Origin of the sequence: Denitromonas halophila (assembly GCF_007625155.1) — a bacterium.
Lineage (GTDB): Bacteria > Pseudomonadota > Gammaproteobacteria > Burkholderiales > Rhodocyclaceae > Nitrogeniibacter > Nitrogeniibacter halophilus.
Genome location: NZ_VMNK01000006.1, coordinates 179,604 through 199,617, shown reverse-complemented (window position 1 = coordinate 199,617; position 20,014 = coordinate 179,604). Strand labels below are relative to the sequence as shown.

Sequence of the window (20,014 nt, the reverse complement as noted above, 5' to 3'; positions counted from 1 at the left end):
GTGAGGCATGGATGAATCGACGTTTGTTGCCGTGGCAGAGCGGGAACTGGAAAAGATCGAATACGCGCTGGAAGCCTGCGGCGCGGAGCTGGATGTCGAGGTGCAGCCGGGCGGTGTGCTCGAGGTGAGCTTTGACGATGACAGCAAGCTGGTGATCAATCGCCATGTGGCCGCGCAGGAAATCTGGCTGGCGGCACGCAGCGGCGGCTTTCACTTTCGGCTGCAGAATGGGCAGTGGGTGGATACGCGCGGCGGCGAGGAGCTGTATATCGTGCTGTCGCGGGTGACCAGCGACCAGGGCGGCCGTGCGGTAACGGTGATGCCGGCGGCCTGATCAATAAAAAAGGCGGGGCGACATGAGGGTGTCGCCCCGCCGCGCGCGTTTGGAACGCGCCGCCGCTACGGCGTGCGCCCGCCGTCAGCGCTGCGGCATGGCGCTGATTGAATTCGGCCGACGATTGATGACCGGCGCGGGCGTGGGGCGCAGATCCTCTACCGGCGCGGGCGCCTGCGTTCTGGGCACCACGGGCATCGGCGGCGGGGCGCTGCGGCGACCACCAAAGAGCTCTGCCGGGAAGGCCGGAATCGCTTCGTTGGGCGCTTCCATCGCCACGCTTCCGTCTTCGAGCATCATCTCGGGCAGCTCGGGCGGCATCGGCGCTTCGTTTTCGGCATAGACCCAGTCGGGCTCGACATCGGGCCGTGCGCTGATGTGGTTCAGGCGACTCGGCTGCGGAATCTTGGTTTCGGGTCGGCCTTCGAGCGCGACCTTCATGTAGTCAATCCAGATCGGTAGTGCGGTGGCACCCCCGGTTTCGCCGCGGCCGAGATTCTTGGGCTGGTCGAAGCCGACCCAGGAGATCGCCACGACCTCCGGGTTGTAGCCGCAGAACCAGGCATCGACATAGTCATTGGTGGTGCCGGTCTTGCCGGCCAGGTCGCCTCGCTTGAGCTTGAGCGCCCGCGTGGCCGTGCCTGCCCGAACGACTTCCTGCAGCATCGAATCCATGACGAAGGCGTTGCGCTCGTCGATGACCTTGGCGGCGGTCTTGCCGGCCACCGGCGGGTCGACCTTGGCGATGGTGTTGCCGGCGTCGTCGAGGATCTCCTTGATGACATAGGGCTGCACGCGATACCCGCCATTGGCGAACACCGCGTAGCCAGTGGCCATCTCCCAGGGCGTGGCGGCGCCGGCGCCCAGTGCCATGGTGAGGTAGGCAGGGTGGTTTTGCGGCGGGAAGCCGAAGCGGCTGATGTAGTCCTGCGCGTAGTTCGGGCTGACCGATTGCAGCAAGCGAATCGATACCATGTTTTTCGATTTGGCCAGCGCACGGCGCAGGGTGATCGGGCCTTCATATTTGTGATCGTAGTTGCCGGGCTCCCACTCCTGGCTGCCGGTGACACCGGCAGGGAAGTACAAGGGCTCGTCTTCGACATAGGTGCCCGGGCTGTAGCCGCGTTCCAGCGCGGCGGAGAAGATGAAGGGCTTGAAGCCGGAGCCGGGCTGACGCATGGCTTGCGTGGCGTGGTTGAACTTGTTGCGGTAAAAGTCGAAACCGCCGACCAGCGCGCGGACAGCGCCGGTGTCGGAGTCGATGGCCACCAGCGCGCCTTCGACGTCGGGGAGTTGAGTGAGCTGCCAGCCGTCCTTCTTTTCGTCGCGGATGCGCACGATGGCGCCCGGCCGGATACGTTTGGCGGCCGGGGCCTTCTCGCTGAGCATGGGGGCGGCAAAGCGCAAGCCCTTGTCGCCGATGGTGATGCTCTTTCCGCCGCGATAGACCGTGACCGATTTCGGGCTGGCTTGTGTCACGACGGCGGCGAGCATGTCGCCATAGTCGGGCACCTCGCCAAGTGCGGTTTCGATCGCTTCATTGCGCAGGTCGCCGGCGGGCGGAAGCTCCATGAATTTTTCGGGGCCGCGATAGCCATGGCGGCGATCGTAGGCCAACAGACCATCGCGCAGCGCTTGATAGGCGGCTTCCTGCTCGTCCCGGGTGATCGTGGTGATGATACGGATGCCCAGCTCGTAGGCCTTGTCCTCGAACTGCTCAACGGCGATCTGACGGGCCATCTCGGCGACGTAGTCTGCGTGGAAGAACGAGGTTTCATTGCGATCGGCGGCCGAGGCTTTGGCGGTGCGGATCGGCTCGGCGCGGGCGGCTTCAAGCGTGGTGTCATCGATGAAACGCAGCTCGTGCATGCGGCGCAGCACATAGTGCTGGCGCAGCTGGGCGCGACTCGGGTTGACGACGGGGTTGTAGGCCGATGGTGCCTTGGGCAGGCCGGCCAGCATGGCGGCTTCGCCGACGGTGAGCTCGCTCAGCTGCTTGCCATAGTAGGTGCGTGCGGCGGCGGAGAAGCCGTAGGCGCGGCGGCCGAGGTAGATCTGATTGACGTACAGCTCAAGAATCTGGTCTTTGCTGAGATTTTGTTCAATCTTGAGTGACAGCAGAATTTCGTAGAGCTTGCGGGTGATGGTCTTTTCGCGCGTCAGGAAGAAGTTTCGCGCCACCTGCATGGTGATGGTCGACGCGCCCTGCGCCTTGCCGCCGGAGATCAGATTGGCGGATGCGGCGCGCGCGATGCCCAGCAGATCGACCCCGGGGTGCTCGTAGAAGCGCTCGTCTTCGGCCGAGAGAATGGCGTGCTTGAGTACCGCCGGCACATCGGTGATCGTGACAAATGTCCGGCGCTCTTCGCCATATTCACCAATGAGATGCCCGTCCGAGGTGTAGATTCGGAGGGGGATCTTTGGGCGGTAGTCAGTGAGGATTTCAAGCGACGGAAGCTTCGGCCACGCGAATGCCGCCACTGCAGCCAAAGTGGCGACACCCATGACCGCCAGCCCCATCAGGGCGAAAAACGGGTAAAGAACCCAGCGCATGCGTCGTAAATGTCCTGTAGATGAGTCGTGGCGATTATACGGGCGCAGGCGCAACGGCTCCAATGAATGACGCTGGAAAGCGATTCTTTACACATGCCATCGTTGTTGCTAGCATTGAAGCGTTTTTTCACATGTTGCGCCTAACATGAAGAAATTTAAGGGTTTTCTTTGTGATCAACTTATCGGTTTTTAACCCGAAGGCGCGCCCACTTGTGGGGCTCGATATTTCTTCCTCGGCGGTCAAGCTCGTTGAGCTCTCTGGCGGCCTCAAGGAAGGGATTCGAATAGAGCGCTATGCGGTCGAGCCCCTGCCTCGTGACGCGGTCACAGACGGGAACATTGCCAATCTCGAAGCAGTCGCCGAGACGATCAAGCGCGCGCTAAGGCGCATGGGCGCTGGGGTCAAGCAAGTTGCCATGGCCTTGCCGGCATCGGCGGTCATCACCAAGAAAATCCTGTTGCCCGACGGCCTGCGTGAGCAGGAGATGGAGGTGCAGGTCGAGAGCGAGGCCAACCAATACATCCCCTTTGCGCTGGATGAGGTGAATCTGGACTTCCAGGTGCTGGAGGAGTCTCACGACGTGCCCGGCGAAATGGACGTCCTGATCGCGGCCTCCCGCAAAGAAAAGGTTGAAGACCGTGTGGCCGCGGCCGAGGCGGCAGGCCTGAAGGCCGTGATCATGGATGTCGAGTCCTTCGCCGCACAGTCGGCGTTCGATTTCGTCTGCCAGCAGCTACCGGAGAAGGGCAAGGGCGCGATCATCGCGCTGGTCGATATCGGCGCCAATCAACTCAACGTCACGGTGTTGCGCGACGGGGTGCAGGTTTATACCCGCGAGCAGGCCTTTGGTGGTCACCAGCTGACTCAGGATATTGCCCGGCACTACGGCATGAGCGCCGAAGAGGCCGAGGCGGCCAAGCGTTCCGGCAGCCTGCCGGAAAACTACGCCAGTGAGTTGCTGCGCCCCTTCATGGACAGCCTGGCACTTGAGGTGTCGCGCGCGCTGCAGTTCTTCTTTACCTCCACACAGTTCAATCAGGTTGATCACATCGTCCTTGCGGGCGGCTGTGCCGTGATCTCCGGGCTGGCAGAAGTGGTGGGTGGGCGTACCCAGGTCGATACGGTGGTCGCCAACCCCTTTACCAAGATGCAGTTGTCTTCCAAGGTTCGCCCCAAAAATTTGATGGCGGATGCGCCTTCGCTGCTGGTGGCGTGCGGCCTGGCTTTGCGGAGGTTTGATTGATGATTCGAATCAACCTGCTGCCCCACCGTGAAGAAAAACGCCGTCAACGGCGTCAGCAGTTCTATCTGCTCGCGGGTGCGATGGTGGTACTTGGGGCGCTCATTGGTGTGTTGGTCAGCACCATTATTGGCGGCGTTATTGAAGCTCAGGAAGACAAGAACAACTTTCTGAAAACCGAAATTGCCAAACTCGACAAGGATATCGCCGAGATCAAACGGCTTCGGAGTCAGATCGATTCCTTGCTGGCACGCAAGCAGGTGATCGAATCTTTGCAGGGGCATCGCGCCGAAACGGTTCATTTGCTCAACGAACTGGTGCGCCAGACCCCCGAAGGCGTTTTCCTTCGTTCCATCAAGCAAAACGGCCTGAAGGTGACGCTCATTGGCTATGCGCAGTCGAATGCGCGGGTGTCGACCTTGATGCGTAACCTGGACGGTTCCGAATACCTTGGACAGCCGACGCTGGTTGAAATCAAGACCGCGACACTCAAAGAAATGGATGATCGCCGAGTCAGTGAATTTACGCTTGATATCAGTCTTGAGCGGCCCAAGGAAGAAGACAAGGTCGCCGTGGCAGGAGGGGCGGTGAAATGAAATCATCGACACCTAAGACCCGTCGGCAGCCATCGATCGATCTGAATCGAATCGCAGATGATTTTCGTGGGCTCGACCCGAACGATCCTGGCGTGTGGCCACTGGCGCCGCGAGTAATTTTTCTGGTCGCCATTCTGGTCGCGACCGTAGCGGGTGCGTGGTGGTTCTTCTGGCAGGACCAGATGGATACGCTGACGCAGCGCGAAGCGGAAGAGGTGACGCTGCGGGCCGACTGGGTTGGAAAAAAACGTCAGTCAGTCAATCTGGATGAGCATTTGCAGCAGCTCGCCGAGATCGACCGCCAGTTTGGTGCCTTGCTTCGTCAGCTGCCCAACCGGGCGGAGATGGATTCCTTGCTCGCCGATATCAACCAGGCCGGCCTGGGGCGAGGCTTGCAGTTTGAGCTCTTCAAGCCGGGGGGCGATGTCATCAAGGAGTTCTACGCCGAGATGCCGATCGCGATTCGACTGGTTGGTCAGTACCATGACTTGGGTGCGTTTGCGGGTGACGTGGCGAAAATGCCGCGGATTGTGACCTTGAACAATCTGGCCATCGAGCGGCCGAAGCCCGGCGAACCACTGAAGATGGATGCAACAGCGGTGACCTATCGTTATCTCGACGAAGAGGAACTCGCTCAGCAACAACAAGCCGCGGCGCAAGCCAAGAAGCCGAGGTGAGGGCGCCATGAAAAAGTGGATATTCCTAATTCCCGTGATCTTGGCCGCATGTACGGCCGAGCAGGACGACCTGCGATCCTGGATGGCCCAGCAGGAGGCCGGCATGAAAGGGCAGGTGAAGCCCCTTCCGGAGATCAAACCGTTTCCGGTGGTCGACTACGATGCCTTTGCGCAGATCAATCCGTATGACGCCGACAAATTCGTTGCGGCGCGTGTAGTGGTGGGCGGCGGACGGGCGCCTGACATCAATCGTCAGAGAGAACCCCTTGAGTCCTATCCACTGGAGTCGTTGAAGATGGTGGGTGTATTGCTCAAGACAGGCGCCTCGCACGCGCTGATTGACGCGGGGGGCAGCATTTATCAAGTCCGCTCGGGGAATTACATGGGCCAGAATTTTGGCGTTGTGACCAGCATTTCGGAGTCGGAAGTGACGCTGACGGAACTGGTTGAAGATTTGAACGGCGACTGGGTCGAGAGAACGAGTGCGCTGTACTTGCAAGAGCAGCAGGAGACGACGCAATGAAGTTCAATATGGGTTACTTTGTGGTCGCTGCGGGCTTGTGGATGGCGCAGGCGACGTCGCCGGTGATGGCCCAGGCCACGATGGCCGAATCTGTCACAACAGACAATGCGATTGAAGCGCTGGATGTGTCCCGTCAAGGGGCGAGCATCTACGTGAAGGTGCGCCTGAAAACACCGCTGGCGCAGCCGCCGGCGAGTTTCAGCGTTGCCAGCCCCGCGCGCATCGCTTTCGATTTCCCGGGGACGGGCAACGAGCTCGGTCGCAGCCTTCAGACGATTGACGAGGGCGATCTGCGCAGCGCGAACATCGTCCAGGTGGGCGATCGCACGCGACTCGTGCTGAACCTGCTCAAGATGACGCCATACGACACCACGGTAGAAGGGCAGGATGTGGTGATCGCGCTCTCGCCGGTTCGCCGCGATCCGTCGGAACTGCGTCCCAATGATCGCCCCTTTGCCAGCTTTGCCGAAAGCAATCGTGCCGCATCGGCGCCCGAGGGCAAGTTCGTACGCGACATCAACTTCCGTCGAGGCACCGAAGGCGAGGGTCGGATCGTTGTTGAACTGAGCGATCCGGATACCGGTATCGATATCCGCCAGCAAGGCGACGCTTTGGCGATTGATTTCCTCAAGACCACGTTGCCAGAGAATCTGCGCCGCAAGTCGGATGTGACCGATTTTGCCACGCCGGTGACCGAGTTCGTGGTGCAGCCGCAAGGCGCCAACACGCGCCTGCTGGTCAAGCCCAATGGCCTGTGGGAGCACAACGCCTATCAGAGCGACAATCAGTTCGTGGTTGAGATCAAGCGCGTTGTCGAAGATCCGAAGAAGCTCGTCCAGGGCGCACGCGGGAAGTACCAGGGTGACAAGCTGTCGCTGAACTTCCAGAACATTGACGTTCGGTCGGTGCTGCAGGTCATTGCCGACTTTACCGATTTCAACATCATCACCAGCGATACCGTGCAAGGCAGCCTGACGCTGCGGCTCAAGGATGTTCCCTGGGATCAGGCACTGGATATCATCCTTCAGTCCAAGGGGCTGGACATGCGCAAGCATGGCAACGTGATCTGGATTGCGCCGCGTGACGAATTGGCTGCGCGTGAGAAGCTGGAGCTTGAGGCCCTTGCCCAGATCGGCGACCTGGAGCCCTTGAAAACTGAGAGCTTCCAGATCAACTATCACAAAGCCAAGGAGATCTTCGACTTCCTCAAGGACAAGAACCAGACGGTATTGTCCAAGCGGGGCAGCGTGATTGTCGATGAACGTAGCAACAAGGTCTTTGTGACCGACGTGGCAACCCGCCTTGATGATCTGCGCCGACTGGTGCAGGAGATCGACATTCCGCCCCGTCAGGTGCTGATCGAGGCGCGTATTGTTGAGGCAGATAAAGGCTTTGCTCGGGATATCGGCGTTCGAATGGGTATCCACATGCCCGGCCAGCCGTTCGGTGGCCCGGGGGGCTCTCGCGCAGTGATCGGCGGTGGCTTGGGTGACACTGGCTTTCACACGGGGCAGACGTCCACGACGCCGGACTTTTTCAACGACAGTCTTGGCGTGAATATGCCCGCGTCGCCTTCGACCGGCACGGCCTCCCAGTTGTCCTTGATCCTGTTCAACAGCGCGGCGACTCGCTTCCTCAATCTTGAACTGAGCGCACTCGAAGTCGACAACCGTGGCCGGATTGTGTCGAGCCCGCGCGTCCTGACCGCCAACCAGGTCGAGGCGATCATGGAGCAGGGTACGGAGATTCCGTATCAATCGGCGACCAGTTCCGGTGCGACCAGTGTGCAGTTCCGCAAGGCGGTGCTGGCACTCAAGGTGCGGCCGAACATTACGCCGGATGGTCGAATTCAGCTGTTTGTCGACGTCAATAAGGACTCGGTTGGCGACACGGTGCCTGGCGGCGTTGCAATCAACACCAAGCACGTGAAGACCGAGGTCATGGTTGAAAACGGCGGTACGGTCGTGATTGGCGGCGTCTATGAAGAAGTGGAAAGCAAGCAGATTGAGCGCGTTCCCTTCTTGGGCGAGATTCCGGTGCTTGGCGCCTTGTTCCGTAACACTCAGCAAGTCTCCAATAGCAGCGAATTGCTGATCTTCATTACGCCGCGCATCGTGACGCAAGCGTTGTCGCTGCGGTAAGCCCATGGTGTCGGCTGGCGCGGCAAAGGCCGACACCTTGGTGACGCGTTTGACCCCCTGCATAGTATTGGTGGGGATGATGGGCGCAGGAAAGACGACGGTGGGGCGCGAGCTGGCTCGGCGCTTACACCGTCGTTTTGTTGATAGCGACCATGAGATCTGCGCACGAACCGGGGTGTCGGTGCCGGTGATTTTTGATGTCGAGGGCGAGCCGGGCTTCCGTCGGCGTGAGTCGCAGGTGATTGAAGACCTATCGCTGGAGCAGGATCTTGTTCTGGCGACCGGCGGTGGCGTCGTTCTTGCGGAAGAAAATCGCAAGGTGCTGCGTGAGCGATGCCTTGTGATTTACCTTGATGTGCCGCCTGCCGTGCTTTGGGAGCGCACACGCCACGACCGGAATCGACCGCTGTTGCAGGTCGAAGATCCGCGTGGTCGGATCGAGTCGCTCTATCATGAGCGGGATCCGCTTTATCGCGCCGTTGCGCATGTGGTTGTCCCCGGGGGCCGTGGTAGCGCAAAATCGATGCTTCGAAAGATCGAGAAGGCTCTGGAACTTGCATGCGAAAACTGACGGTTGCACTGGGTGAGCGTAGTTATCCGATTCTGATTGGCGAAGGTGTGCTCGATAGCGCTGACGCGATCGCGGCTGCCGTAAATACGCCGCGCGTGGCCATCGTGACCAATGATGTGGTGGCGCCGCTCTACCTCGATCGTCTGACCGCGACCCTGGCCCGGGCCGGCATTGCCTACGATAGCGTGGTCTTGCCCGACGGCGAGGCCCACAAGAACTGGCAGACGCTGAATACGATTTTTGATGCCTTGCTGGCGGGGCACTTCGACCGGAGCACAACCCTGGTCGCACTCGGCGGCGGGGTGGTGGGTGACATGGCCGGTTTTGCGGCAGCAACCTATCAGCGCGGCATTCCCTTCATTCAAATCCCGACCACTCTGCTCTCGCAGGTGGACTCCTCCGTTGGTGGAAAAACGGCGATCAATCATCCGCTCGGCAAGAACATGATTGGCGCGTTTCACCAACCGCAGTTGGTGCTGGCGGATACCGCGGTGTTGAACACATTGCCCGATCGCGAGTTGAAAGCGGGCTTGGCAGAGGTGATCAAGTACGGTCTGATTCGCGACCCTGCGTTTTTCGACTGGCTGGAGAGTCACATCGACAAGTTGCTCGGGCGCGATCCTTTGGCGCTGGCCGAGGCCATCGAGCGTTCCTGCGCCAACAAATCCCAGATCGTGTCGGAAGATGAAACCGAGCGTGGTGTGCGCGCCCTGCTCAATCTTGGCCACACGTTTGGACATGCCATCGAAGCCGGGATGGGCTTTGGTGTCTGGCTGCATGGCGAGGCGGTTGGTGCCGGCATGGTGATGGCGGCGACTTTGTCGCAGCGCCAGGGCTGGCTGTCGATGCAGCAATATGAGCGGACGGTCGCGCTGATTGCGCGCGCTGGCCTGCCGGTGCTTGGTCCGCGGCTTGGTGCGGCCCGTTATCTTGAGCTGATGGCGCATGACAAGAAGGTCGAGGCCGGACGCCTTCGACTGGTGTTGCTGCGCGACATCGGCGACGCCGAGATTTTTTCCGATGTGCCCACCGCAGATATCGCTGCGGCGATTGACGCCTGCTGCGAGAGCGCATGATGTTGGCCGGCTACGCGATTACCGAAGAAAACTCACGGGGCCGTCGGCAGGCCGAGGCCCAGCCGACCGCGCGAGGCGAGTTCCAGCGGGACCGGGACCGTATCATCCACTCCACCGCGTTTCGGCGCTTGGAGTACAAAACCCAGGTGTTCGTGAATCACGAAGGCGATCTGTTCCGGACCCGGCTGACGCATAGCATCGAGGTCGCCCAGATAACCCGCACCATCGCGCGTGCGCTGGCGCTGAACGAAGATCTGGCCGAGGCGATTGCCTTGGCGCATGACCTCGGCCACACGCCTTTCGGTCATGCCGGTCAGACGGCGCTCAACACCTGCATGAAGGCCTACGGCGGCTTCGAGCACAACCTGCAGTCCTTGCGCACGGTCGATGTGCTTGAAGAGCATTACGCCGAGTTCGACGGGTTGAATCTCACCTATGAAACCCGCGAGGGCATTCTCAAGCATTGTTCGCGGGAAAATGCCGCGGCGCTCGGCGCGCTCGGTCAACGCTTTCTCGACGGCACCCAGCCGAGCGTCGAGGCACAATTGGCCAACCTCGCGGACGAAATTGCCTACAACAACCATGACATTGACGACGGGTTGCGCTCGGGGCTCATTACGCTTGAGCAACTCGACGATGTCGAAATCTTCGCAGTGCAACGGCGAGCGGTCGAGGCGCGTTACCCGGGGCTCGCCGGTCGTCGGCTGATTCACGAGACCATTCGTCGCATGATCAACCTGATGGCGGTAGACCTGATCGACCAGACGCGGCAGAACATTGCCTCTGCAGGGGTGCAAACGCTGGAGGACGTACATGCCGCGCCGCGCCTGGTGGCCTATTCTGACACCCTGCGGCCTTCCCTCAATCGTCTCAAGGCTTTTCTGCGCGAGAACCTCTATCACCACTATCAGGTGTTGCGCATGACCGATAAAGCGCGGCGCATCATCGTCGATCTGTTCGGTGCCTTTCTGGCCGATCCGCGCCTGTTGCCGCCGCAGTATCAGCGGCGGGCCGACGCCGATGCCGCGCGCGCCATCGCCGATTACGTCGCCGGCATGACCGATCGCTACGCCATGAAAGAACACCGGCGCCTGTTTGCCGTTGGCGAGATTCACTAAGCATTTCCCTTTTTGCGCACTGCAAAAAAGTACTTGAAGGCCTGAGGATCGGGCTGTATATTCGAGAGTCCGCCAAGTGTGTTCGTAACGGCGCCGCCAAGTGCGTCGTGTAGAGCCGGTGCGCAAGCGACCGGCTTTTTTGACGCCTGCCGTAATCGCGTTGCCGAGCCCCACCGGTTTGACGCCGGATGACGGGCAGGCACGAAGTGTCGAGGAAAAAGTATGAGCATTCCCCACAAGCAGGGCCTTTATGACCCCGCCAACGAACATGACGCCTGCGGTGTCGGTTTTATTGCCCATATCAAGGGTGAAAAACGCCACGATATCGTGATTCAGGGTCTCGAGATCCTTAAAAACCTCGATCACCGGGGCGCCGTGGGTGCGGACGCACTCCAGGGCGATGGCGCGGGCTTGCTGCTTCAGCTGCCCGACCAGCTCTACCGCGAGGAAATGGCCGCTCAAGGCGTGACCCTGCCGCCTGTGGGTGACTACGGCGTCGGCATGGTGTTCATGCCCAAAGAGCACGCCTCGCGCATGGCCTGTGAAGAAGAAATCGAGCGCGCCATCCGTGCCGAAGGGCAGGTGGTGATCGGTTGGCGCGATGTGCCGGTCAATCCCGACATGCCGATGTCGCCGACGGTACGCAAGACCGAGCCGATCATCCGTCAGATCTTCATCGGCCGCGGCGCGGACATCATGGTGACCGACGCGCTCGAGCGTAAGCTCTACGTGATCCGCCGTCGCGCCGCCAACGCCATCCAGCGCCTGCAGCTCGAGCACGCCAAAGAGTTCTACATGGTGTCGATGTCGGCGCGCACCATCGTCTACAAGGGCCTGCTGCTGGCCAACCAGGTGGGTGAGTATTACCTCGACCTGGTCGATCCGCGCACGGTGTCGGCACTGGCGCTGGTGCACCAGCGTTTTTCGACCAACACCTTCCCCAAGTGGAACCTCGCGCACCCGTTCCGCATGATCGCGCACAACGGCGAGATCAACACCCTGCGCGGCAACTACAACTGGATGCGCGCACGCGAGAAAGGCGTTGCCTCGCCGTTGTTGGGCAAGGATCTGGAAAAGATCTGGCCGCTGATCTACCCGGGGCAGTCCGACTCCGCCGCCTTCGACAATGCGCTCGAACTGCTGGTGATGGGCGGCTACACCATGGCTCACGCGGTGATGATGATGATCCCCGAGGCCTGGGAGTCGCACACCCTGATGGGCGAGCAGCGCCGCGCCTTCTACGAATACCACGCCGCCATGATGGAACCGTGGGACGGCCCCGCCGCGGTGGCCTTTACCGACGGCGTGCAGATCGGCGCTACGCTCGACCGTAACGGTCTGCGTCCGGCGCGTTATCTGGTGACGGATGACGACCTTGTGGTGATGGCGTCTGAGTCTGGCGTGCTGCCGATTCCGGACAGCAAGATCGTCAAGAAATGGCGCCTCCAGCCCGGCAAGATGTTCCTGATCGACATGGAGCAGGGCCGCATCATCAACGATGAGGAGCTCAAGGAGTCGCTCGCCACGGCCAAGCCGTATCGCGAGTGGAACCAGCGCATCAACATCAAGCTCGATGGCCTTGAAAAGTCCGATGCGACAGTCGCGACCGAATGCCGCGCCAGCTTGCTGGATCGCCAGCAGGCCTTTGGTTTCACGCAGGAAGACATCAAGTTCATCCTCGAGCCGATGGCCCGCGCCGGCGAAGAAGGCACGGGTTCGATGGGTAACGACGCGCCGATGGCCGTGTTGTCGAGCAAAGAGAAGCCGCTCTACAACTACTTCCGTCAGCTCTTCGCGCAGGTGACCAACCCGCCGATCGATCCGATCCGCGAGCAACTGGTGATGTCGCTGGTGTCCTTCATCGGCCCGCGTCCCAACCTGCTCGAAATCAACGAGATCAACCCCCCGTACCGCCTCGAAGTGACGCAGCCGGTGCTGAACTTTGCCGATATGGCAAAGATCCGCAACATTGCGCGCTACACCGGCAACAAGTTCCGCTCGGCCGAGCTGGACGTCTGCTACCCGGTGGCCTGGGGCAAGGCCGGCGTCGAGGCGCGTCTCGCCTCGCTGTGCGCCGAAGCCGAAGATGCGGTGGAGCAGGGCTTCAACATCCTGGTGGTGTCCGACCGCAATGTCGACGCCCAGAATGTCGCCATTCCCGCGTTGCTGGCCACCTCCGCCATTCACCAGCACCTGGTGAGCAAGGGCCTGCGCACACGTGCCGGCCTGGTGGTCGAAACCGGCACCGCGCGCGAAAACCATCACTTTGCCGTGCTCGCTGGCTACGGTGCGGAAGCGGTCCACCCCTACCTCGCGCTCGAAACCCTGCAGACGCTGGCCGGTGACGCCGAGGCCGGCGAAAAGGCCATCGCTCACTTCGTCAAGGCAGTCGGCAAAGGTCTGTGCAAGATCATGTCCAAGATGGGCATCTCGACCTACATGTCCTACACCGGCGCGCAGATCTTCGAAGCGGTCGGTCTCAAGCAGAGCCTGCTCGACAAGTACTTCACCGGTACCACCAGCCAGGTCGAAGGCGTTGGCGTGTTCGAGGTCATGGAAGAGACGATGCGTCTGCACCAGAAGGCTTTCGGTGACGACCCTGTGCTGGCCGAATTGCTCGATGCGGGTGGCGATTACGCCTACCGTGTGCGCGGCGAAGAGCACATGTGGACGCCGGACACCATCGCCAAACTGCAACACGCGACACGCGCCGGCAAGGCGGATACCTTCAAGGAATACGCTCGCCTGGTCAACGACCAGACCAAGCGCCACATGACCATGCGCGGCCTGTTCGAGATCAAGGTCGCAGGTGCGCCGGTGCCGCTCGACGAAGTCGAGTCGGCCAAGGAAATCGTCAAGCGTTTTGCCACCGGCGCCATGTCGCTCGGTTCGATTTCGACCGAAGCGCACACCACCCTCGCCGTGGCGATGAACCGCATCGGCGGCAAGTCCAACACCGGTGAAGGCGGCGAAGATCCGAAGCGTTTCATGCCGGTCACCAAGCCGACCAAGCTCTCCGAGCTGATCGGTGCGGGTCGTATCGAGCGCGATCTCGACCTGTCGCCGGGCGATAGCCTGCGTTCGTCCATCAAGCAGGTGGCCTCGGGCCGCTTCGGTGTCACGACGGAATACCTGGCCAACGCCGATCAGATCCAGATCAAGATGGCCCAGGGCGCCAAGCCCGGTGAGGGCGGTCAGCTGCCCGGCCACAAGGTGTCGGAATACATCGGTTTCCTGCGTCACTCGGTGCCGGGCGTTGGCCTGATTTCGCCGCCCCCGCACCATGACATCTACTCGATCGAAGATCTGGCGCAGCTGATCCACGACCTGAAAAACGCCAACAAAAAGGCGTCGATCAGCGTCAAGCTGGTGTCCGAGATCGGTGTCGGTACCGTGGCCGCTGGTGTGACCAAGGCCAAGGCCGATCACATCGTGATCGCCGGTCATGACGGCGGCACGGGCGCTTCGCCCCTGTCGTCGATCAAGCATGCCGGTTCGCCGTGGGAACTCGGCCTGGCCGAAACCCAGCAAACCTTGGTGCTCAACCGCCTGCGCTCGCGGGTGCGGGTGCAGGTCGACGGTCAGATGAAGACCGGTCGCGACGTGGTGATCGGTGCGCTGCTTGGCGCCGATGAATTCGGCTTTGCGACCGCACCGCTGGTCGTCGAAGGCTGCATCATGATGCGCAAGTGCCACCTCAACACCTGTCCGGTCGGCGTGGCCACGCAAGACCCGGAGCTGCGCAAGCGCTTTACCGGCCAGCCCGAGCACGTGGTCAACTTCTTCTTCTTCATTGCCGAAGAAGTGCGTGAGCTGATGGCTCAGCTCGGCATTCGCAAGTTCGACGACCTGATCGGCCGCTCGGACCTGCTCGACATGCGTAAAGGCATCAGTCACTGGAAGGCGCGTGGTCTCGACTACAGCCGCATCTTCTATCGTCCGGACGTGCCGGCCACGGTGGGGCGTCACCACACCGAAGATCAGGATCACGGCCTGGAGAAGGCGCTGGACCAGGAGCTGCTCAAGCAGGCGGCCCCGGCCCTGGAGCGCGGCGAAGCGGTGAAGATCAACTTGCCCGTGCGTAACCTCAACCGCACCGTCGGCGCCATGCTGTCGGGCGCGGTGGCGACCAAGTACGGTCATGCCGGCCTGCCGGACGACACCATCCACATCACGCTGTCCGGTACGGCCGGGCAGAGCTTCGGCGCCTTCCTGGCCCGTGGCGTGACGCTGGATCTGGTCGGTGAAGGCAACGACTACGTCGGCAAAGGCCTCTCGGGTGGCCGTATCGTCGTGCGTCCGGATGCCAAGTTCCGTGGCGACACCGCCGAGAACATCATCATCGGCAACACCGTGCTGTACGGCGCGATCGAAGGCGAAGCCTTCTTCGCCGGCGTGGGCGGTGAGCGCTTCGCGGTGCGCAACTCCGGTGCCACCGCCGTCGTCGAAGGCGTGGGTGACCACGGCTGCGAATACATGACGGGCGGTACGGTGGTGGTGCTCGGCGAAACAGGTCGCAACTTCGCCGCCGGCATGTCCGGTGGCGTGGCCTACGTGTTCGACGAGGATGGCAGCTTTGCTGGCCGCTGCAACATGGCGCAGGTCGCGCTTGAGCCGGTCGAAGAAGAGTTCGTCGCCCGTCAGGGCACCGAAGAAGGCGATGACCTGGAATCGCATGGCCGCGTCGATGTGCGTCACCTGGGGCTGGCCGACGAGGCCATTCTCAAGGGGCTGATCGAAAAACATGCCCAATACACGGGCAGCACCACCGCGAAGCGGATTCTCGAACACTGGTCGAGCTATCGCGCCAAGTTCGTCAAGGTAATGCCGCACGAGTATCGTCGCGCGCTGGCCGAAATGGCCGCGCAGAAGAAGCAACTGGAGGCTGCATAAGATGGGTAAGCCCACCGGATTTCTCGAGTTTCACCGCCTCTCCGAGGCCAGCGCGCCGGCCGACGCACGGGTGCAGAACTACAAAGAGTTCCTCTCCCGCCTCTCCGATGAGGAGTCGGCGGTGCAGGGTGCGCGCTGCATGGACTGCGGCATTCCGTTCTGCAACAACGGCTGCCCGGTCAACAACATCATTCCGGACTGGAATGACCTGGTCTATCGCGGGCAGTGGGAGCAGGCCATCCGTGTCCTGCACTCGACCAACAACTTCCCCGAGTTCACCGGCCGCATCTGTCCGGCGCCCTGTGAAGCGGCGTGCACGCTGAACATCAACACCGACGCGGTGGGCATCAAGTCCATCGAGCGGGCGATTATCGACAAGGCCTGGGAAAACGGCTGGGTCAAGCCGCAGCTGCCGCAGCGCAAGACCGGCAAGAAGATTGCCGTGGTCGGCTCCGGCCCCGCCGGTCTGGCCGCCGCCCAGCAACTGGTCCGTGTCGGTCATGACGTGGTGGTGTTCGAAAAGAGCGATCGTGTCGGCGGCCTGCTGCGTTACGGCATCCCCGACTTCAAGCTCGAAAAGTCGGTCATCGACCGGCGCATCGAACAGATGCAGGCCGAAGGCGTCGAATTCCGCACCAGCGTGTGTGTGGGCGCCATGCCGGGTGTGCCGGGTGTGGCCAACGACGGCAAGGAAATGGTCTCGGCCGAGCAGCTCACCTCCGAGTTCGATGCGGTGATTCTGGCCGCCGGCTCCGAAGTCCCGCGCGACCTGCCGGCCCCCGGTCGTGAGCTTGGCGGCGTGCATTTCGCGCTCGAGTTCCTGATCCCGCAGAACAAGGAAGTCGCTGGCGACGGCGCCAACCCGATCAGTGCCAAGGGCAAGCATGTGGTGGTGATTGGCGGTGGCGACACCGGTTCCGACTGCGTCGGCACCAGCTATCGCCACGGCGCGGCTTCGGTCACGCAATTCGAAGTCATGCCGCAGCCGCCCGAGCAGGAAGATAAGGCGCTGACCTGGCCGTACTGGCCGCTCAAGCTGCGCACCTCGTCCTCGCACAAGGAAGGCGACACCCGCCGCGAATTCGCCATCTCCACCCAGGAGTTCGTCGGCGAAAACGGGCAGGTCAAGGCACTGCGCACCGCGCGTCTGGAGTGGAAGGACGGCAAGATGCTCAGCGTGGCGGGCAGCGAAGAAACCTACCCGGCCGATCTGGTGCTGTTCGCCATGGGCTTTACCAATCCGGTTGGATCACTGCTTGGCGCCTTTGGTGTCGACAAGGATCCGCGCGGCAACGCCAAGGCCACCACGGACGGTGAGGGGTGCTACGCCACCAACGTCGCCAAGGTGTTTGCGGCCGGCGACGTGCGTCGCGGTCAGTCGCTGGTGGTCTGGGCAATTCGCGAAGGTCGCCAGTGTGCCCGTGAAGTGGACGCGTTCCTGATGGGGTCGTCCGAGCTGCCGCGCTAAGCGACATCTCGTGTGTAATGGAAAAGGCGGCCGCGGCCGCCTTTTTCTATTTAAAACAACGTGTTGCGCGAATCGGGTGGTAGATGGGTAGCCCGGATGCAGCGTAGCGGAATCCGGGAACGGTGGCGATTCAACCGATGATCCCGGATTCCGGCCTTTGGCCTGCATCCGGGCTACGGATCGCCGTGACAAGGAATCAGCCGCCGATCAAATCCAGCGTATGCCGGGCAATCATCCATTCCTCGTTGGTCGGGATGACCGCAATCGCCACCTGGCTGTCGGCCTGATCAATGCGACGGGCGTCCTTGGCGTTGGCTGCCGTGTCCAGATTCAACCCGAGCCAGGCGGAGTGAGCGACGATCGCTTCGCGCACCGCGGCGGCGTGTTCGCCAATGCCGCCTGTGAACACGACGGCGTCACAACCCCCGGCCGCCGCGGCCAGTGAGCCCAGTTCGCGTGCGGCGCGGTAGCAGAACAGGTCAATCGCTTCGCGCGCTTCGGGTACCGGCGAGGCGAGCAGGTCGCGCATGTCGGCGCTGATGCCGGATACGCCCAGCAGGCCGGATTCCTTGTACAGCAAGCGCGTCAAGGCGGATGAGTCGAGCCCTTTCTGATCCATCAGATACAGGAGCACGCCCGGGTCGATGCTGCCACTGCGGGTGCCCATCATCAAGCCGTCGATGGCGGTGAAGCCCATGCTGGAGCCCACGCTCTTGCCGTCGCGCATGGCGCACATGCTGGCGCCGTTGCCCAGATGGGCGACGATCACCGCGCCATGCGCGCGCTCGGGGCCGATGACCGCCGACAGCTGCCGGCTGATGTACTCATACGACAGCCCATGAAAGCCATACCGGCGAACGCCCTCGTCGTGCAAGGCGCGCGGGATTGCGAAGCGCTGCGCGAGGGCGGGTTGTGTGCGATGGAAGGCGGTGTCGAAGCAGGCCACTTGCGGCAGTTGCGGCATGATTCGACCCACGGCGCGAATGGCGCGCAAGTTGTGTGGTTGGTGCAGCGGTGCGAGCGGTTCGAACGCGGCCAGCTCGGTCAGCAAGGCGGCGTCGAGCTGAATGGGGGCGCTGTGGGCGGCGCCGCCATGCACGACCCGGTGGCCCACGCCGATCAGGTCAAGACGCGGGGTGTGCGTCTTCATCCAGTCGAGTAGAAAATCCAGCGCGCCCTGGTGGTGGCTGTCCTGATCGTTGCCGGCCGGGTGCGGCACGCTGGATTCGAAGCGCTCGCCGGTGGCGGCGCGTGCGTGCAGGCGCGGGTGTGTGCCAATGCCTTCGATCTGCCCGGCGAGGGCGGGCGCGTCGGCCAGGTCCGGCTCGACCGGGTAGAGCGCAAACTTCAGGCTCGACGAACCGGCATTGAGAACCCAGAGCGCCTTCATTGGACGATGACCCCGCGACGGTGGTGGGCCATCAGTTGCGCGATGGCGCAGGAGGCGGCGCGCGCCTCGGCGGTGTCGGCGCGGCTGGTGAGGACGATGGGGACCTTGGTGCCGACCACCACGCCGGCCAGGACGGCGTCGGCAAAATATTCGAGCTGCTTGGCCATCATGTTGCCCGACTCGAGATCGGGCACCAACAGGATGTCGGCGTTACCGGCCACCGCCGAGACGATGCCCTTGGTTTTGGCGGCGACCAGTGAGATGGCATTGTCAAAAGCCAGCGGGCCGTCAAGGATGCCGCCCTTGATCTGGCCGCGATCGGCCATTTTGCACAGCGCGGCCGCGTCGATGGTCGAGCGCAGCTTGGAGGTGACCGTTTCGACCGCCGACAGGATGGCGACCTTGGGCTCGATGATGCCCATGATCTGCGCCAGCTCGATGGCGTTCTGGACGATGTCGACCTTCTCTTCCAGCGTCGGCTCGATGTTGATGGCCGCGTCGGTGATCAGCAGCGGGTGCGGATAGGTCGGCACTTCGGCGATGAACACATGGCTGATGCGGCGCGCGGTGCGCAAGCCGTGGGCGCGGTTCACGACCGCGCTCATCAGCTCGTCGGTGTGCAGCGAGCCTTTCATCAGCACTTCGACGTCGCCCTTGCGCGCCATGGCAACGCCGGTTTCGGCCGCCGCATGGCTGTGCGGGACGTCGACGATGCGAATGCCGGTCAGGTCGAAGCCTTCTTCTTCGGCGACGGCGCGAATCTTGGCCTCCGGGCCGATCAGGATGGGGATGATCAGCCCTTCGTCAGCCGCCTGCAGCGGGCCGCCCAGCGATGCCGCGTCGCAGGGGTGGACCACTGCCGTCGGCACGGGGGCCAGGCCGGTGGTCAGCGACAGCAGGTGCTGGTAGCGCAGCTCTTTGTCGGAGATGGTGACTTCCGGCAAGCTGATGCGCGGACGCTTGATCTTTTCGGTCGGGGCGGCGACTTCGGCCGTGCCGTCGATGACCTTCAGTCCATCCTGGTTGATGGCCACGCAGTCGAAGATGATGTGCGAGTTGTGGGCAAACTTTTCTCGGCAGGTCACCGTGACTTCCAGCGTGTCGGCGATGCCGACCGGGCGCCAGAACTTCAGCGATTGGGTGATGTACACCGTGCCGGGGCCGGGAAACTCGGTGCCCAGGATGGTGGAAAACAGCGTACTGCCCCACATGCTGTGACCGACCACTTCGCGGAACTGACTGGAGCGCGCGAATTCCGGGTCCACATGGGTGGGGTTGACGTCGCCGGACATGGCGGCGAACAGGTGAATATCGTTGGGCTTGAGCGTGCGGATGAGGCGCGCTTGATCGCCGATGGCGATCTCGTCAAAGGTGCGATTCTCGATGTACTGATGGACGGCCCGTTGCATGTTTGTTTTTCCTTTATGCGTTGC

Annotated in this window: 14 protein-coding genes; 11 read left to right on the top strand and 3 right to left on the bottom strand. The window is 62.1% G+C overall.

Annotated features, from left to right (window positions below; translation table 11 throughout):
* The first annotated feature begins 7 nt into the window (after positions 1 to 7).
* A complete protein-coding gene (gene cyaY / locus FHP91_RS07985) occupies positions 8 to 334 on the top strand; it encodes an iron donor protein CyaY (protein WP_144175452.1) in 327 nt (108 codons plus the stop codon).
* A gap of 84 nt (positions 335 to 418) precedes the next feature.
* Here the strand turns inward: cyaY and FHP91_RS07980 are convergent, their stop codons facing one another.
* A complete protein-coding gene (locus FHP91_RS07980) occupies positions 419 to 2,887 on the bottom strand; it encodes a PBP1A family penicillin-binding protein (protein WP_144309074.1) in 2,469 nt (822 codons plus the stop codon).
* 170 nt (positions 2,888 to 3,057) lie between these two features.
* On the opposite strand from FHP91_RS07980, the gene FHP91_RS07975 reads away from it, so the two are divergent.
* The 10 genes from FHP91_RS07975 (at position 3,058) to FHP91_RS07930 (ending at position 17,191) form a co-directional block, all read left to right on the top strand.
* Positions 3,058 to 4,131: a pilus assembly protein PilM gene (locus tag FHP91_RS07975; RefSeq protein ID WP_144175456.1), complete on the top strand. Its 1,074-nt coding sequence runs from the start codon at positions 3,058 to 3,060 to the stop codon at positions 4,129 to 4,131.
* Positions 4,131 to 4,724, top strand: coding sequence for a PilN domain-containing protein (locus FHP91_RS07970; protein ID WP_144175458.1), 594 nt, complete (start codon positions 4,131 to 4,133; stop codon positions 4,722 to 4,724). The genes FHP91_RS07975 and FHP91_RS07970 overlap by 1 nt, the downstream gene beginning before the upstream one ends.
* Positions 4,721 to 5,401 (top strand): type IV pilus inner membrane component PilO, encoded by a 681-nt coding sequence (pilO, locus tag FHP91_RS07965; protein WP_144309073.1) that lies wholly within the window; start codon positions 4,721 to 4,723, stop codon positions 5,399 to 5,401. The genes FHP91_RS07970 and pilO overlap by 4 nt, the downstream gene beginning before the upstream one ends.
* Positions 5,402 to 5,408: 7 nt before the next feature.
* Positions 5,409 to 5,924 (top strand): pilus assembly protein PilP, encoded by a 516-nt coding sequence (locus tag FHP91_RS07960; protein WP_144309072.1) that lies wholly within the window; start codon positions 5,409 to 5,411, stop codon positions 5,922 to 5,924.
* Positions 5,921 to 8,065 (top strand): type IV pilus secretin PilQ, encoded by a 2,145-nt coding sequence (gene pilQ / locus FHP91_RS07955; RefSeq protein ID WP_144309071.1) that lies wholly within the window; start codon positions 5,921 to 5,923, stop codon positions 8,063 to 8,065. The genes FHP91_RS07960 and pilQ overlap by 4 nt, the downstream gene beginning before the upstream one ends.
* Positions 8,066 to 8,069: 4 nt before the next feature.
* A complete protein-coding gene (locus FHP91_RS07950; protein ID WP_144309070.1) occupies positions 8,070 to 8,636 on the top strand; it encodes a shikimate kinase in 567 nt (188 codons plus the stop codon).
* Entirely contained in the window at positions 8,624 to 9,712 is a 1,089-nt protein-coding gene (aroB, locus tag FHP91_RS07945; RefSeq protein ID WP_144309069.1) for a 3-dehydroquinate synthase, read from the top strand. Before FHP91_RS07950 ends, aroB begins: the two co-directional genes overlap by 13 nt.
* Positions 9,709 to 10,830 carry a deoxyguanosinetriphosphate triphosphohydrolase gene (locus tag FHP91_RS07940; RefSeq protein ID WP_144309068.1) on the top strand — a complete coding sequence of 374 codons (1,122 nt, stop codon included), beginning with the start codon at positions 9,709 to 9,711 and terminating at the stop codon, positions 10,828 to 10,830. Before aroB ends, FHP91_RS07940 begins: the two co-directional genes overlap by 4 nt.
* Positions 10,831 to 11,052: 222 nt before the next feature.
* Positions 11,053 to 15,723 carry a glutamate synthase-related protein gene (locus FHP91_RS07935; protein ID WP_144309067.1) on the top strand — a complete coding sequence of 1,557 codons (4,671 nt, stop codon included), beginning with the start codon at positions 11,053 to 11,055 and terminating at the stop codon, positions 15,721 to 15,723.
* 1 nt (position 15,724) lies between these two features.
* Positions 15,725 to 17,191 (top strand): glutamate synthase subunit beta, encoded by a 1,467-nt coding sequence (locus FHP91_RS07930; RefSeq protein WP_144309066.1) that lies wholly within the window; start codon positions 15,725 to 15,727, stop codon positions 17,189 to 17,191.
* Between the two features lie 196 nt (positions 17,192 to 17,387).
* On the opposite strand, the gene FHP91_RS07925 is transcribed toward FHP91_RS07930, so the two are convergent.
* Together FHP91_RS07925 and FHP91_RS07920 are read right to left on the bottom strand one after the other, a co-directional pair.
* Entirely contained in the window at positions 17,388 to 18,581 is a 1,194-nt protein-coding gene (locus tag FHP91_RS07925) for an acetate/propionate family kinase (protein ID WP_144309065.1), read from the bottom strand.
* Positions 18,578 to 19,990: a bifunctional enoyl-CoA hydratase/phosphate acetyltransferase gene (locus FHP91_RS07920; protein ID WP_144309064.1), complete on the bottom strand. Its 1,413-nt coding sequence runs from the start codon at positions 19,988 to 19,990 to the stop codon at positions 18,578 to 18,580. The genes FHP91_RS07925 and FHP91_RS07920 overlap by 4 nt, the downstream gene beginning before the upstream one ends.
* Positions 19,991 to 20,014: the final 24 nt, after the last annotated feature.